This is a genomic window from Rhizobium sp. Root1212 (genome assembly GCF_001424985.1).
Lineage (GTDB): Bacteria > Pseudomonadota > Alphaproteobacteria > Rhizobiales > Rhizobiaceae > Pararhizobium.
This window is the reverse complement of the sequence record NZ_LMDA01000001.1, coordinates 1,400,748-1,413,809: the sequence shown is the minus strand read 5'-3', so window position 1 is coordinate 1,413,809 and position 13,062 is coordinate 1,400,748. Positions and strand designations below refer to the sequence as shown.

Annotated in this window: 15 protein-coding genes; 8 read left to right on the top strand and 7 right to left on the bottom strand. The window is 62.5% G+C overall.

The genetic code is table 11. The annotated features are described in order from the left end of the window. The first annotated feature begins 151 nt into the window (after nucleotides 1-151). Genes ASC86_RS06725 through ASC86_RS06710 form a run of 4 tightly spaced genes read left to right on the top strand, consistent with a single transcriptional unit; the run spans nucleotide 152 to nucleotide 4,994 of the window. Nucleotides 152-1,243 carry a microcin C ABC transporter permease YejB gene (locus tag ASC86_RS06725; protein WP_056317822.1) on the top strand — a complete coding sequence of 364 codons (1,092 nt, stop codon included), beginning with the start codon at nucleotides 152-154 and terminating at the stop codon, nucleotides 1,241-1,243. Continuing rightward, nucleotides 1,243-2,382 carry an ABC transporter permease gene (locus tag ASC86_RS06720; protein WP_056317819.1) on the top strand — a complete coding sequence of 380 codons (1,140 nt, stop codon included), beginning with the start codon at nucleotides 1,243-1,245 and terminating at the stop codon, nucleotides 2,380-2,382. The genes ASC86_RS06725 and ASC86_RS06720 overlap by 1 nt, the downstream gene beginning before the upstream one ends. 8 nt (nucleotides 2,383-2,390) lie before the next feature. After that, entirely contained in the window at nucleotides 2,391-4,019 is a 1,629-nt protein-coding gene (locus ASC86_RS06715) for an ABC transporter ATP-binding protein (RefSeq protein WP_056318376.1), read from the top strand. Nucleotides 4,020-4,034: 15 nt separating this feature from the next. After that, nucleotides 4,035-4,994, top strand: a complete 960-nt coding sequence (locus ASC86_RS06710) for a glyoxylate/hydroxypyruvate reductase A (RefSeq protein ID WP_056317815.1) — start codon at nucleotides 4,035-4,037, stop codon at nucleotides 4,992-4,994. Between the two features lie 58 nt (nucleotides 4,995-5,052). On the opposite strand, the gene ASC86_RS06705 is transcribed toward ASC86_RS06710, so the two are convergent. The 3 genes from ASC86_RS06705 to xseA form a co-directional block, all read right to left on the bottom strand. After that, complete coding sequence (locus ASC86_RS06705; RefSeq protein ID WP_056317813.1) at nucleotides 5,053-5,907, bottom strand: NlpC/P60 family protein; 855 nt, start codon at nucleotides 5,905-5,907, stop codon at nucleotides 5,053-5,055. A 6-nt stretch (nucleotides 5,908-5,913) separates the two neighbouring features. Continuing rightward, nucleotides 5,914-6,264, bottom strand: coding sequence for a MarR family transcriptional regulator (locus tag ASC86_RS06700; RefSeq protein WP_056317809.1), 351 nt, complete (start codon nucleotides 6,262-6,264; stop codon nucleotides 5,914-5,916). A gap of 70 nt (nucleotides 6,265-6,334) precedes the next feature. After that, nucleotides 6,335-7,921, bottom strand: coding sequence for an exodeoxyribonuclease VII large subunit (gene xseA / locus ASC86_RS06695; RefSeq protein WP_056317807.1), 1,587 nt, complete (start codon nucleotides 7,919-7,921; stop codon nucleotides 6,335-6,337). A gap of 142 nt (nucleotides 7,922-8,063) precedes the next feature. On the opposite strand from xseA, the gene ASC86_RS06690 reads away from it, so the two are divergent. After that, nucleotides 8,064-8,327 carry a hypothetical protein gene (locus tag ASC86_RS06690; RefSeq protein ID WP_056318372.1) on the top strand — a complete coding sequence of 88 codons (264 nt, stop codon included), beginning with the start codon at nucleotides 8,064-8,066 and terminating at the stop codon, nucleotides 8,325-8,327. A 175-nt stretch (nucleotides 8,328-8,502) separates the two neighbouring features. Further along, nucleotides 8,503-8,724 (top strand): hypothetical protein, encoded by a 222-nt coding sequence (locus ASC86_RS06685; protein ID WP_156386912.1) that lies wholly within the window; start codon nucleotides 8,503-8,505, stop codon nucleotides 8,722-8,724. Nucleotides 8,725-8,775: 51 nt separating this feature from the next. Here ASC86_RS06685 and ASC86_RS06680 read toward each other — a convergent pair whose 3' ends face one another. After that, the gene (locus ASC86_RS06680; protein ID WP_056317801.1) at nucleotides 8,776-9,762 is read right to left on the bottom strand and encodes a Gfo/Idh/MocA family oxidoreductase; all 987 of its coding nucleotides are present in this window, start codon (nucleotides 9,760-9,762) and stop codon (nucleotides 8,776-8,778) included. Between the two features lie 176 nt (nucleotides 9,763-9,938). On the opposite strand from ASC86_RS06680, the gene ASC86_RS06675 reads away from it, so the two are divergent. Further along, complete coding sequence (locus ASC86_RS06675; protein WP_056317798.1) at nucleotides 9,939-10,889, top strand: aldo/keto reductase; 951 nt, start codon at nucleotides 9,939-9,941, stop codon at nucleotides 10,887-10,889. On the opposite strand, the gene ASC86_RS06670 is transcribed toward ASC86_RS06675, so the two are convergent. Further along, nucleotides 10,870-11,499: a hypothetical protein gene (locus ASC86_RS06670; RefSeq protein ID WP_056317795.1), complete on the bottom strand. Its 630-nt coding sequence runs from the start codon at nucleotides 11,497-11,499 to the stop codon at nucleotides 10,870-10,872. The two genes, ASC86_RS06675 and ASC86_RS06670, sit on opposite strands and share 20 nt — an antisense overlap. Before the next feature lie 128 nt (nucleotides 11,500-11,627). Between ASC86_RS06670 and ASC86_RS06665 the strand changes: the two genes are divergently transcribed. Then, nucleotides 11,628-11,990: a nuclear transport factor 2 family protein gene (locus ASC86_RS06665; RefSeq protein WP_056317792.1), complete on the top strand. Its 363-nt coding sequence runs from the start codon at nucleotides 11,628-11,630 to the stop codon at nucleotides 11,988-11,990. Between the two features lie 56 nt (nucleotides 11,991-12,046). Here ASC86_RS06665 and ccoP read toward each other — a convergent pair whose 3' ends face one another. Both ccoP and ASC86_RS06655 read right to left on the bottom strand, forming a co-directional pair. Next, a complete protein-coding gene (gene ccoP, locus ASC86_RS06660) occupies nucleotides 12,047-12,910 on the bottom strand; it encodes a cytochrome-c oxidase, cbb3-type subunit III (RefSeq protein ID WP_056317789.1) in 864 nt (287 codons plus the stop codon). Nucleotide 12,911: 1 nt separating this feature from the next. Continuing rightward, nucleotides 12,912-13,061 carry a CcoQ/FixQ family Cbb3-type cytochrome c oxidase assembly chaperone gene (locus tag ASC86_RS06655; protein ID WP_056317787.1) on the bottom strand — a complete coding sequence of 50 codons (150 nt, stop codon included), beginning with the start codon at nucleotides 13,059-13,061 and terminating at the stop codon, nucleotides 12,912-12,914. Nucleotide 13,062 lies beyond the last annotated feature (1 nt).

The following is a 13,062-nucleotide window of genomic DNA, read 5'->3' as shown; positions in this document are numbered from 1 at the left end:
TCGGCCCGGTCACTCCAAATGCAGGAAAACGAATCACGCGGCATCCGGCGAAAAATCCGGCTGTCGGCAAGGAGACCAACGGATTGACCAGGACAGGGCTCGCCGCCGCTGACATCGGAAACGGACGCCGCAAGGCTTTGGGAGCGCTCTGATGGGAGCCTATATCCTGCGACGCCTGCTTCTGATGATCCCGACGATCATCGGCATCATGGCCATTTCCTTTGCCGTCGTGCAGTTTGCCCCCGGCGGCCCCGTCGAGCAGGTGATCTCCGATCTCACCGGCCAAAACCAGGGCGGCGACCGGCTGTCCGGCAACAGCGGCGATCTCGGCGGCCAATCCTTCAACGAGGAATCGTCCGGCAAATATCGCGGCGCGCAGGGGCTCGATCCGGAATTCATTGCCAAGCTCGAAAAGCAGTTCGGCTTCGACAAGCCGCCGCTCGAGCGCTTCGGCCAGATGATGTGGAACTATATCCGCTTCGATTTCGGCGAAAGCTTTTTCCGCAACACCTCCGTCATCGACCTGATCCTCGACAAGATGCCGGTCTCGATCTCGCTCGGCCTCTGGATCTTGATTCTCTCCTACGCGATCTCCATCCCGCTCGGCATCCGCAAGGCGATTTCGGATGGCTCGCGCTTCGACGTCTGGACCTCCGGCATCATCGTCGTGGGATATGCGGTGCCGAGCTTCCTGTTCGGCATCCTGTTGATCGTTCTGTTTGCCGGCGGCTCGTTCCTCGACTGGTTCCCGCTACGCGGTATCGTCTCGGATAATTTCTATCAGCTGCCCTGGTACGAAAAGATCGTCGACTATGCATGGCACATGACGCTGCCGCTGCTCACGCTTTTGATCTCCGCCTTCGCGACAACGACCCTGCTCACCAAGAACTCGTTCATCGACGAGATCCGCAAGCAATACGTCACGACGGCCCGCGCCAAGGGGCTGACGGACAGCCAGGTGCTCTATCGCCATGTGTTCCGCAATGCGATGCTGATCATCATCGCCGGTTTCCCCGGCGCCTTCATCTCGGCCTTCTTCAGCGGCTCGCTGCTGATCGAATATATCTTCTCGCTCGATGGCCTCGGCCGCCTCGGCTATGACGCCATCATGAAGCGTGATTATCCGATCGTCTTTGCGACCCTCTACATCTTCTCGCTGATGGGCCTGTTCATGAGCCTGTTGTCAGATCTGATCTATACCTGGGTCGATCCGCGCATCGATTTCGAGCGGAGGGACGTCTGATGAGCGATGTCGTCTCCCGCGCCACTGTTGCCGAACCGCGCACCGGCTGGCTCACACCCGTCAACCAGCGGCGCTTGCAGAATTTCAAGGCCAACAAGCGCGGCTACTGGTCGTTCTGGATCTTCATGGTCCTCTTCCTGCTCAGCCTATTTGCCGAGTTCATCGCCAACGACAAGCCGCTGATCGCCTCCTACAAGGGTGAGATCCTGTTTCCAGTGGTCGTCAATTACCCGGAAGAGAAGTTCGGCGGCTTCCTGGCCGAGACGGATTATCGCTCGGATTTCATCCGCGATGAAATCCAGGCCAATGGCTGGATGATCTGGCCGCCGATCCGTTATTCCTACAACACCGCCAATTCCAACATCCCCCATTCCGCCCCGACGGCGCCCTTCTGGCTGATGGACAGTCAGGAACGTTGCTCCGGCTACCCTCTGGGCAATGAGGACCCCGGCTGCACGTTCGGCAATCTCAACTGGCTGGGAACCGACGATCAGGCACGCGATGTCACCGCCCGTATGATCTATGGTTTTCGTATCTCGGTTCTGTTCGGCCTCGCGCTCACCATCGCCTCGGCGGTCGTCGGCGTCACCGCAGGCGCGGTGCAGGGTTATTTCGGGGGCTGGACCGATCTGCTGATGCAGCGCTTCATCGAGATCTGGTCCTCGATGCCGCTGCTCTACATCCTGTTGATCATCGCCTCGATCTTGCCGTCCGGCTTCTTCGTGCTGCTTGGCATCATGTTGCTGTTCTCTTGGGTCGGCTTCGTCGGGGTGGTGCGTGCCGAGTTTCTGCGGGCGCGAAACTTCGAATATGTTCGCGCTGCCCGAGCGCTCGGCGTCGGCAACGCCACGATCATGTGGCGCCATCTCCTGCCAAACGCGATGGTGGCGACCCTCACCTTCCTGCCCTTCATCCTTTCCGGCTCGATCACGACGCTGACCTCGCTCGACTTTCTCGGCGTCGGCATGCCGCCGGGATCGCCGTCGCTGGGCGAGCTGATCTCGCAGGGCAAGTCGAACCTGCAGGCGCCGTGGCTGGGCCTCACCGCCTTCGTCGTCATGTCCGTGATGCTGTCGCTGCTGATCTTCGTCGGCGAAGCAGTGCGCGATGCCTTCGATCCGAGGAAAACCTTCCGGTGAACGATAACGTGACAGAACCTATCCTTTCCGTTCGCGATCTCTCGGTCGCCTTCCATCAGGGCGGCAACACGTCGCTGGCCGTCGATCGCGTGTCCTTCGATATCCGCCGTGGCGAAGTGGTGGCGCTGGTCGGCGAATCCGGCTCGGGAAAATCGGTTTCGGCCAATTCGATCCTGAAGCTTCTGCCCTATCCGGCCGCCAGCCACCCGAGCGGCGAAATCCTGTTCAACGGCAAGGACTTGCTGAAGGCATCGGATGCCGAACTTCGCCATGTGCGCGGCAACGACATCACCATGATCTTCCAGGAGCCGATGACCTCGCTCAACCCGCTGCATTCGATCGAACGGCAGATCGCCGAAATCCTCGACCTGCATCAGGGCATCACCGGCGCCGCCGCCCGGACGCGTGTACTGGAGCTTCTGAACCAGGTCGGCATCCGCGAGCCGGAAAAGCGCCTCTCTGCCTATCCACACGAGCTTTCCGGCGGCCAGCGCCAGCGCGTGATGATCGCCATGGCGCTCGCCAACCGGCCGGAGCTGCTGATCGCCGACGAGCCGACCACGGCGCTCGACGTCACCGTGCAGGCACAGATTCTGGCATTGCTGAAGACGCTGAAGGACGAGCATGGCATGTCCATGCTGTTTATCACCCATGACCTCGGCATTGTCCGCAAGATCGCCGATCGCGTCTGCGTCATGACCAAGGGCAAGATCGTCGAGACCGGGCCGACGGCCGAAATCTTCTCCAATCCGCAGCATGCCTATACCAAACACCTGCTCGCCGCCGAGCCGAAGGGCAAGCCGCCGGCCTCCGACCTCTCCAAGCCGGTCGTGATGGAAGCGCAGGATGTCAAAGTCTGGTTCCCGATCAAGGCGGGCTTCCTGCGCCGGGTGGTGGATCATGTGAAGGCGGTCGATGGCATCGATCTTTCGCTGCGGGCCGGCCATACGCTCGGCGTCGTCGGCGAATCCGGCTCCGGCAAGACGACGCTGGGCTTGGCACTGACGCGGATGATCTCGTCGAAGGGTCGCATCGCCTTCGTCGGGCAGGATATAGCCGGCGCTACGTTCAAGGACATGCGGCCCTTGCGCAACCGCATGCAGATCGTATTCCAGGACCCCTTCGGCTCGCTGTCGCCGCGCATGGCCATTTCCGACATTATCGGCGAAGGGCTGAAGGTGCATGAGCGCAATCTGTCGGACAAGGAACGCGATGCCCGCGTTGCCGCCGCACTGGAAGAAGTCGGCCTCGATGCCGCGACCCGCTGGCGTTATCCGCATGAATTCTCCGGCGGCCAGAGGCAGCGCGTCGCCATTGCCCGCGCCATGGTGCTGAAACCGCAATTCGTCATGCTTGACGAGCCGACCTCGGCCCTCGACATGAGCGTGCAGGCGCAGGTGGTTGATCTGTTGCGCGATCTGCAGGCAAAACATTCACTGGCCTATCTCTTCATCAGCCACGATCTGAAGGTGGTCAGGGCGCTCGCCAACGACATGATCGTCATGCGGCTCGGCAAGGTGGTGGAGCAGGGCTCTTCCGAGCAGATTTTCACAGCACCTCAGGAAGACTATACCAAGGCCTTGATGGCCGCTGCCTTCAACATGGAAGCGGTCGCTGTGCCCGCCGTCCATCAGTAATCATCCGAGTGCACCATGTCCGCCAAAAGCCCTGTCATCGTCGATCTGAAGTTCATTCCTGAAGAGGTGGATGCCGCCATTGTCGGGGCGTTCCCCGGCCGTGAGGTGATCAATCTCGCCGATCCGGCCCATGAAGGCCGCGATCTCCGCGGCATCGATTATGCCGTCGTCTGGAAATCCGCGCCCGATCTCTTCTCGCGGGCGCCGGACCTGAAGGTGGTGTTTTCCGGCGGTGCCGGCGTCGATCACGTGCTGACGCTTCCCGGCCTGCCGGATGTGCCGCTGGTCCGCTTCGTCGATCGAAGCCTCACGACGCGCATGAGCGAATGGGTGGTGATGCAGTGCCTGCTGCACCTGCGCCAGCATCGCGCTTACGAGACGCGCGCAAAACAGCATATCTGGGAAGACCTGATCCAGCCGGAAGCGGCCGATATCACCGTCGGCGTCATGGGCCTCGGCGTACTCGGGCAGGATGCGATAACAAAGCTCCAGGTCATGGGCTTCCGCACCATCGGCTGGTCGCGCTCGAAGAAAGAGATCGAAGGCATAGAGACCTTCGATGCCGGCGAACTGGATGCGTTCCTCTCGAAGACCGATTTCCTCGTCGGGCTGCTGCCGCTGACGGATGACACCCGCGAATTTTTCAATGCAGGCCTCTTCGCCAAACTCAGCCGCAAGGGGCCTTTCGGCGCACCGGTATTCATCAATGGCGGCCGTGGCGGCAGCCAGAACGAGCCGGATGTGATCGAAGCCTTGAAATCGGGCCTTCTCGGCGGCGCCTCGATCGATGTCTTCCAGCAGGAGCCGCTGCCGAAGGATAGCCCCTTCTGGGATCTGGAAACCCTCTATCTGACCCCGCATGTCGCGGCATCGTCGGATGTGAAGGCACTCTTCACCCACGTCCAGCAGCAGATCGACCGGCTCGAGAGCGGCCAGCCGCTGCAATATCTGGTGGATCGTAAAGCCGGCTATTGAAGCATGTCGCGCAAAAGTGTGCAGCAGTTTTGCGACAACGACATGCGCTAAAATAAAGTCAGGGCCGGCGATAGCCCGTTGGCTGGTCGTAAAGCCAGCCGATCCGGTGGATCGCCTCTTCCAGCCCTTCGTGCGACACGTTCATCGTGTGGCCGTTGGCATGCAGCAGCGTCCTGTCGTCTTCCATGATGGCGACGTGGCCCTTCCAGAACACGAGGTCGCCGCGCCGCAATTCCTCGCGGGTGATAGGCGTGCCCAAGCCTTTGGCCTGCATATCGGTATCGCGCGGCACCGAGCGCCCCGACATCAGCATGGAAAGCTGCACGAGGCCGGAGCAATCGATGCCGAAACCCGAACGGCCGCCCCAGAGATAGGGCGTTTCGAGGAAGCGGCCGGCAATCGCCACGTAGTCGCCGGAAAAGGCGCTGTCGAGCGGCGCGCAATGATTGGCGATGATCGCCTGCCCACCATCGAGCAGGAAATAGCGCGTGCCGCGGGTCTCGCGTTCATCGACGACGGTGATCCGGCTTCCCATGGAAAGCGCTTGCACGGTCGGGAAACGCAGATCGTGGCCGACATAGACAAAGGTGCGCGGCGCCGTCACCACATGGGTCACGCTCTTCACCACAGGACCGACGGTGTAGTCGGGCACATAACCGACATACCCGTCGCTGTCGGCCTTCACCCAGGCCCATCCGGCCGCACTGTCGAAGACCTGCACGGTTTCGCCGAGCAAAAGCTCCGTATCGGTGCCGCACTCAAGCTCCGGGCGGGCGCGCAGCTGTACGACCGGAACGCTCACCTGCGAGGTGGTTCCGACGATATAGCTTTCCGCCGCAACGAGGCCGCGCAGGCGCTCTTCGGCAAGATCGGGGCGATAGGCGTTGAGCCGGCGGTCGGGAAGATCGGACATGGTTTCTCAAATAGTCAGTTTGCGGCCCTGATCAATGATCAGATCGCCAAGTTTTTCAAGATAGAGCGCGCCTTCCAGCGTGCGCTTGATGATGACGTTGCGTTTGTCCCGGTCGTCGCGGCTGCGCGAAACAAGCTGCAGCTCGCCCATCGTATCGAGCGCGCGGGTGATGACCGGCTTGGTGACGCCGAGCGTTTCGGCAAGCCCGCGCACGGTGTGCGGCGGCGGTATGAGGTAGATATGCAGCAGGATCGAGACCTGCCGCAGCGTCAGGTCGTGCTGGCCGATGCGCACCTGCTGCAGGGAAACGGCGTGCCAGAGGTTTAGCGCCTGCGAGGCGGAAAGTTCGATCGGCAAAGGCAGATCCTCGACCCATGGGTTTCAGCCATGCTAGTCAGGGATCGTTACGGAAGCGTTTCTTTTCCGCTTAGAACAGGCTGCCCTGTTTCGGCGGATCGCCCGCGCTTTCCTTCTCGGTGCGTTTTTTTGCCGGCTTGGCCGGCGGCGGGCCGCTGGTCGTCACCGCATCGATCTTGTTGTCGGCAAATTCGATGGAAATCGCCTGTCCCGAACTCAGGGCCGCAGCCGCATGCACCGGTGCGCCGTTCTCGTCATAGACGATCGCATAGCCGCGCTTCAGCACATTGCGATATGAGAGCGATTGCAGCACCCGGTCCTGCGCCGTGACGAGCCCCCTTAGCCGCCGGACATCCGCGATAACCGCTGCATCGGCGCGGGCGGAAAGCCCGCCGATCCGGTCGCGGGAGCGATGAACCTGGCCGAGAATGCGGGCGGGCAGGGCGCGCAGCGAAGCATCCGCTGAGGCCGTCCGGCTGCGGGCACGGTCGATCATGCGCTCGACGATGCGTTCCCCCCGCATCATCCGCTCCGAAAGCCGCTGCCGGCGCTCGGTGAGCCGGTTGGACAGCATGTCAGGCCGCAGATGCGCGGCGATGCGTTCGAAGCTGCGGCGCTTGTTGGCAGTGTTCATCTGCAGGCCGCGGCCGAGCCCCGTCGCGGCTTCGTCGAAGCGCCGACGCGGCAAAGCGAGAAGCTGGTCGAGCGACGGCAGCGCCCGGCCGAGCGCCCGCAGTGCCTGCCGGCGATTGTCCATCTGCCGGTTCGCGGCGCCCTTCAGCCGAGCGCCGAGGCCCGCGACCGTCGCTTCCAGTTCGGCTTTCACCGGCACGGCCATTTCCGCGGCACCCGTCGGTGTCGGCGCGCGCTGGTCGGCGGCGTGATCGATCAAGGTCCAGTCGGTCTCGTGGCCCACGGCCGAAATCAGCGGGATGTGCGAGGCGGCGGCTGCCCGCACCACGGCCTCGTCGTTGAAGCCCCAGAGGTCTTCCAGACTGCCGCCGCCGCGCGCGACGATGATGACATCGGGGCGGGCGACAGGGCCGCCTGGCGCAAAGGCATTGAAGCCCTCGATCGCGGCAGCCACCTCATTGCCCGAACCTTCACCCTGAACCCGAACGGGCCAGACGACGACATGAACGGGAAAACGGTCGGAGATGCGGTGCAGGATATCGCGGATGACGGCCCCGGTCGGCGAGGTGACGACGCCGATCACCCGCGGCATGAAGGGCAGGGGGCGCTTGCGGGCGCTGTCGAACAGGCCTTCGGCCGCGAGCTTGCGCTTGCGCTCTTCCAGCAGCGCCATCAGCGCGCCGGCGCCCGCCGGTTCAAGCGTTTCGATGACGATCTGGTATTTCGAAGAGCCGGGGAAGGTAGTGACCTTGCCGGTCGCGATTACTTCCATGCCCTCTTCCGGCCGGAATTTTAGCCGGCTCATCGTTCCCTTCCAGATCACCGCGTCGATGCGCGCCTTGTCGTCCTTCAGCGCGAAATAGGCATGGCCGGAAGAGTGCGGGCCGCGATAGCCGGAAATTTCGCCGCGCACCCGCACCTGGTCGAAGGCCTGCTCGACCGTCCGCTTGATCGAGCCGGACAGTTCCGAGACCGAATATTCGGCAAGGTTGGAGGCGGTTTGTGATTCGAAAAAAGAACTCATGGCGCCAGTTTGCCGCGCCTTTGCGGCTTTTGCCAGCATCTCTCCGCCGCCCTCAACAGGCGTTTCGCCATCCCCGTTTTATCCCGCCGGCCTGCACCGGGCGATCATGGCCGAAGTTGCAATCCACCATGAAGGAACTGCCATGCCCGATCGTTTTTCCGCCAATGCCCCCTCGCTGTCCGGCCCGGCGTCCCATGTCTTCTCTGTCACGCCGTCCGACGCGGCCGATCTGACGGAAGCCGTGCGCGCGCTTTATGTCGGCAGCGGCGGCACGGTGAGCCTGCGCACCGTTTCGGGCGCGACGGCGACGTTTCTCAGCGTTGCCGCCGGCTCCATCCTGCCGGTGCGCGCCGACCGTGTGTTGCAAACGGGCACGACGGCGACCGATATCGTCGGTCTGGTGTAGCGAAAGATCAGGCCGCCACACGACAATTGCGGCGGCCTGTTCACGTTTTGTAACGATATGAAACAATTTGCGGGTTTACCCGTTCGGGCAGGAAGGAGCAGGTTAAGCGAAATTTAGCGAGCCTCGTGCAAGAGTAGGAGAGCAAAGTCGCAAACGGGAGGGTCGGATGATTGTCTTGACCGCATTCGCAATCGGACTGCTGGCGACGGGCCTGCGCTCGGTCGTCTGCTACGCGCTTGCCGGTTGCTCCATCCTTGTCGTCTTTGCCGCTGCCGCCCTTTTTTCGGCAGGTCCGGTCCCCCTGACGCTGCTGCTTCTCGCCATTCTCGGCTATAATGCCGGCATCGCGGCCGCCGTCGGCGGCTATCTTGCCGCGGAACGTTTTCGTACAGCCTGAATGAAAGACTCAGCGGCCGAGACCGCTGCGTCCCCATCTCAAACTTTGACGTCAGACCGTTTCCCAACCGTCCTTCTCGCTCGCGCGATAGATCGCATCGATGAGCTTCTGGTTGTTGACCGAGCTTTCCAGCGTCACGATTTCCTCGTCTGCGCCGGTCGCGGCCCGTGAAAAGGCTTCCACCTGCAGCTTGTACTGGCGGGCATCCTGGAAGCGGAAATGCTGCGACTGGGAGTGATTCTGGTTGGTCAACTCGATCTCTTCCGCGCCGTAGCGATCGGCGTTGAACGGCGATTTCACCTCGATGAAACCCTTGTCGCCGTGGAAGACCATGATCTGGCGGGCAGCAAGCTGGGTCGAGATGTAGAACGACAGCTCGAAATCGCCGAAATCGGCGCGCACGCTCGAATAGATGTCGGTGCCGAAATCCGGGTCGCGATCGGTGTTCGCCTGCACGCGCACCGGATCCTTGCCGGTCACGAAGCGGGTGGAAATCGTCGGATAGACGCCGATGTCCGGGAGGCCGCCGCCACCGAGTTCGGGGATGTTGCGCATATTGCCGGTGTCGCGGTTGAAATAGGTGAAGGCCCCCTGCACATGGCGCAGCCTGCCGATTGCGCCTTCGGCGAGCAGCGAACGCACCTTCCGCCACACCGGGCTGTAGGTCACCATATAGGCTTCCGAAACCACCACCTTGTTGCGGTCGCGGGCCGCGATCAACGCTTCGATCTGCGACGCCTGCAGCGAGATCGGCTTTTCGCAGAGCACATGCTTGCCGGCATCCGCAGCCTTGATCGACCATTCGATATGCTGCGAGGTCGGCAGCGGGATATAGACGGCATCGATCAGGTCGGAGGCCAGCATCTCCTCATAGCTGCCGAAAGCGTGCGGCACGGAGAAGCGGTCGGCCATGGCGCGGGCCTTGGTCAGGTCGCGGCTGGCGATGGCCGTCACCACGCAGTTTTCCGCATCCTGGATCGCGGGCACGACGAGTTCGCGGCCGATCTTGGCGGTCGAAAGAATGCCGAAGCGCAACATTTCAAATTCCTCCTGGGTTGGGCGGCACGATATCCCTGAGGTACGTGCCTATCAAGCGGTATCGCATTCGAACAAATCGCCCCTGCCCGCAAAATTTGACCTGTACGAACCCGCCTCTGCTGGGGCACAGTCGAGCCTCCGACGTAATCTCCTCCCCTACGTAAGGAACTCATCCCATGGAAAAGCGCACCCTTGGCCGCACCGGCCTGTCGATCGCCCCGCTGGTTTTCGGCGGCAATGTCTTCGGCTGGACAGCCGATGAAAAAACCTCTTTCGCCTTGCTCGACCGCTTCTTCGATGCCGGCTTCAACGCCATCGATACAGCCGATGTCTATTCGTCCTGGGTGCCGGGCAATCAGGGCGGCGAATCCGAGGCCATCATCGGCAAATGGCTGAAACACTCCGGCCGCCCGCGCGACAGCGCCGTCATCGTCACCAAGGTCGGCTCCGAAATGGGGCCGGGCAAAAAGGGCCTGAAGCCCGGATGGATCAAACAGGCGGTGGAAGACAGCCTGCGGCGGCTGCAAACGGATTACATCGATCTCTACCTCTCCCACTGGCCCGATCCGGAAACACCCTATGAGGAAACGCTCGGCGCCTATGACGCACTCCTGAAGGAGGGCAAGGTGCGCCATGTCGGCGCCTCCAACCTTGATGCGACGCAACTGCGGGCGGCGCTCGATGTATCTGCAGCGAAAAACCTGCCGCGCTACGACGTGCTGCAGCCGGAATACAATCTCTACGACCGCACCTCCTTCGAAGGCGCCTTGCGCAATCTCTGCATCGCCGAGGAGATCGGCGTCATCAGCTATTTCGGGCTCGCCCGTGGCTTCCTTTCCGGCAAATACCGGACGCACAAGGATCTCGAAGGTTCGGCGCGGGGCGGCGGCATCGAAAAATATCTCGATGGCCGCGGCATGCGCATCCTCGGCGCGCTGGATGAGGTGTCGGCGGATCTCGGCGCCACCCAGGCGGAAGTGGCGCTCGCCTGGGTCGCCGCCCGCCGCGGCATAACCGCACCGATCGCCAGCGCCACCAGCCTTAAGCAGCTCGAAAGCCTGATCAAATCGGCGACCATTACTCTCAGCGACGAGGCCTGCCGCCTGCTCAACGAGGCGGGCGAGTAACGAGCGGCGGATAGCCCTGATATTCTTCGGCGTGGCTGCCGTCCTGGTTGGCCATGCCGGGCTTGGTCAGCACTCCGGCCGGGGCGATGTAACTGCGGATGCGCCGCGTCGGGCGCTCATGCCACTGGATGTTGACGGCCCAGAGTTTCGGAAAGAAGCAGAGCGAGGCATAGGGCAGGTGGTCGTGTATCCACCACGCCAGCGATTGCCAGCCCTGCAGCCGGTCGCGCCGGTCCCAGACCCAGGGCACGACGATACAGGCCGTCGCCCCCATGCAGCCATCGGCATCGCGCATGTCCCAGATATGATCGGCGGCGGCCGCCGCATTGGCCGAGCAGTTCAGTTTGTTGCGGTTGCCGAAGTCGTTGACCTCGCGCGAGCGATAGCCGGAGCGGATGTGCAGCCGCCCGAAGGTCCGCTGCAGGGGTTCCAGAAGCTCTTCGCAGAGCCGGCTACCCGCCTCGATCGTCAGATCGGGATCGTCAGGAATATTGGACATGCCGTAGAAATCGGCGATCTCCGAATGCAGGAAGTCGCGCAGGAAGAAATTTTCGGAAAGCCGCGCCCGGCCCATGTCCTCCAGCGCCTTCATCGATCCCGGCTTCTTCATGCGATCCTCCGTCTTTCGGAGGGAAGATAGCAGCAGGGAAAGGCCGCGCCACCCGAAAGCTGCGTAAAGCTTCGCAGATGCGGGCCTCTGTGCTATATTGCTTCCGGCAGTCTTTGCGGAGAACGCGGATGTCGGAAGAGCAAGCCATCAGGACGATCCTGCATCTTTACGTCGATGGCATGGCCTTCGGCAACGAGGCGGCCTTGCGCAAGGCCTTCCATGCCAATGCCCGGATCATCGGCAATTACGAGGGTGCGGTCGAATGGCTGACGCGCGACGAGTTCATCGCCGCCGTTCTTGCCGAGCCACCCGCGCCGCCGGATACGCAGCCGGTGATGGAGATCGAGGCGATCGATATTTCCGGCGATGCGGCCAGCGTCAAGGTCACCGACGAATTCGCTGGCATGCGCTTCACGGATTACCTGTCGCTCTTGAAGATCGAGAGCCGCTGGATAATCGTCAACAAGCTCTATCATTTGCACGCGGCTTAAGCGGATGAGACATCGCACACTTGCCCTCTCCCCGGCGGGAAGAGGGCGAAGGAAGGTTATTGGCCGCCGCCGAGCGAATGGACGAAGACGGTCAGTTCCTTGACGGCGGTATCGCCGAGACGGGCGCCCCAGGCGGGCATCATGCCGTGTTTCGGCGCTTTGACCTGGGCGATGACACCCTCCTCGCCATGGGTCTTCAGCCAGATGGCATCGGCGAGATTGGGTGCGCCGAGTTCCTGGTTGCCCCGCGCATCGTCGCCGTGGCAGGCGGCGCAGTTTTCCGCAAAGACGGTCTTGCCCTTTTCCACCAGGCCGGGGTTGTTCGTCGTGCCCGAGAGGCTGACGACGAAAGCCGCGACCGACGCGATCTGCTCGCGGTCGAGCATGTCGGCGAAGGCCGGCATCTCGGACAAGTGGGTATCGGGATCGCCGGCCGAGCGGATGCCGTGGGCGATGGTGTACTGGATCTGCTCGGGCTTGCCGCCCCACAGCCAGTCGTCGTCGTTGAGGTTCGGATAGCCCGCACCGCCGGCAGCACCCGAGCCGTGGCACTGCACGCAATTGACGCGGAAGGCCGCAGCTCCGGCCTGGATCGCCGTCTGCCGCAGAGTGTCGTCGGCGAGGATTTCGCTGACGCTCTTGTCGGCAAGGGCTGCCGTGTGGACGCTGCGCTCGGCCTCGACCGCGGCAAGCTCGGCCTTCACCTCGTTGCGGCTCGAATAGCCCAGTACACCCTGTGTGGCCGAAGTCACCAGCGGCCAGGCCGGGTAGAAGATCGTATAGATCAGCGCCCAGACGATGGTCGCGTAGTAGCAATAGACCCACCAGCGCGGCATGGGGTTGTTCAGTTCGCGGATGCCGTCCCATTCATGGCCGGTCGTCGATACGCCGGAAATTTCGTCCAGATGGTCTTCTTTCATCTCAGTCGTCCTTGAAGGGGATGTCGGCGGCCTCGTCGGCAAGCGATTTGCTGCCGGGGCGGAAGGCAAAGAGCAGGGCGCCGAGGAAGAAGGCCGCCATGGCGACCAGTCCCCAGCTATCGGCAAAGGCGCGCAGCCAGTGATAATCCATG

Excerpts from the sequence above, each read along its gene's own strand:
- ASC86_RS06680 (WP_056317801.1), bottom strand. The coding sequence starts at position 9,762 with ATGTTGCGCTTCGGCATTCTTTCGACCGCCAAGATCGGCCGCGAACTC.
- ASC86_RS06720 (WP_056317819.1), top strand. The coding sequence starts at position 1,243 with ATGAGCGATGTCGTCTCCCGCGCCACTGTTGCCGAACCGCGCACCGGC.
- xseA (WP_056317807.1), bottom strand. The coding sequence starts at position 7,921 with ATGAGTTCTTTTTTCGAATCACAAACCGCCTCCAACCTTGCCGAATAT.
- ASC86_RS06725 (WP_056317822.1), top strand. The coding sequence starts at position 152 with ATGGGAGCCTATATCCTGCGACGCCTGCTTCTGATGATCCCGACGATC.
- ASC86_RS06710 (WP_056317815.1), top strand. The coding sequence starts at position 4,035 with ATGTCCGCCAAAAGCCCTGTCATCGTCGATCTGAAGTTCATTCCTGAA.
- ASC86_RS06665 (WP_056317792.1), top strand. The coding sequence starts at position 11,628 with ATGTCGGAAGAGCAAGCCATCAGGACGATCCTGCATCTTTACGTCGAT.
- ASC86_RS06690 (WP_056318372.1), top strand. The coding sequence starts at position 8,064 with ATGCCCGATCGTTTTTCCGCCAATGCCCCCTCGCTGTCCGGCCCGGCG.
- ASC86_RS06670 (WP_056317795.1), bottom strand. The coding sequence starts at position 11,499 with ATGAAGAAGCCGGGATCGATGAAGGCGCTGGAGGACATGGGCCGGGCG.
- ASC86_RS06675 (WP_056317798.1), top strand. The coding sequence starts at position 9,939 with ATGGAAAAGCGCACCCTTGGCCGCACCGGCCTGTCGATCGCCCCGCTG.
- ccoP (WP_056317789.1), bottom strand. The coding sequence starts at position 12,910 with ATGAAAGAAGACCATCTGGACGAAATTTCCGGCGTATCGACGACCGGC.
- ASC86_RS06705 (WP_056317813.1), bottom strand. The coding sequence starts at position 5,907 with ATGTCCGATCTTCCCGACCGCCGGCTCAACGCCTATCGCCCCGATCTT.
- ASC86_RS06655 (WP_056317787.1), bottom strand. The coding sequence starts at position 13,061 with ATGGATTATCACTGGCTGCGCGCCTTTGCCGATAGCTGGGGACTGGTC.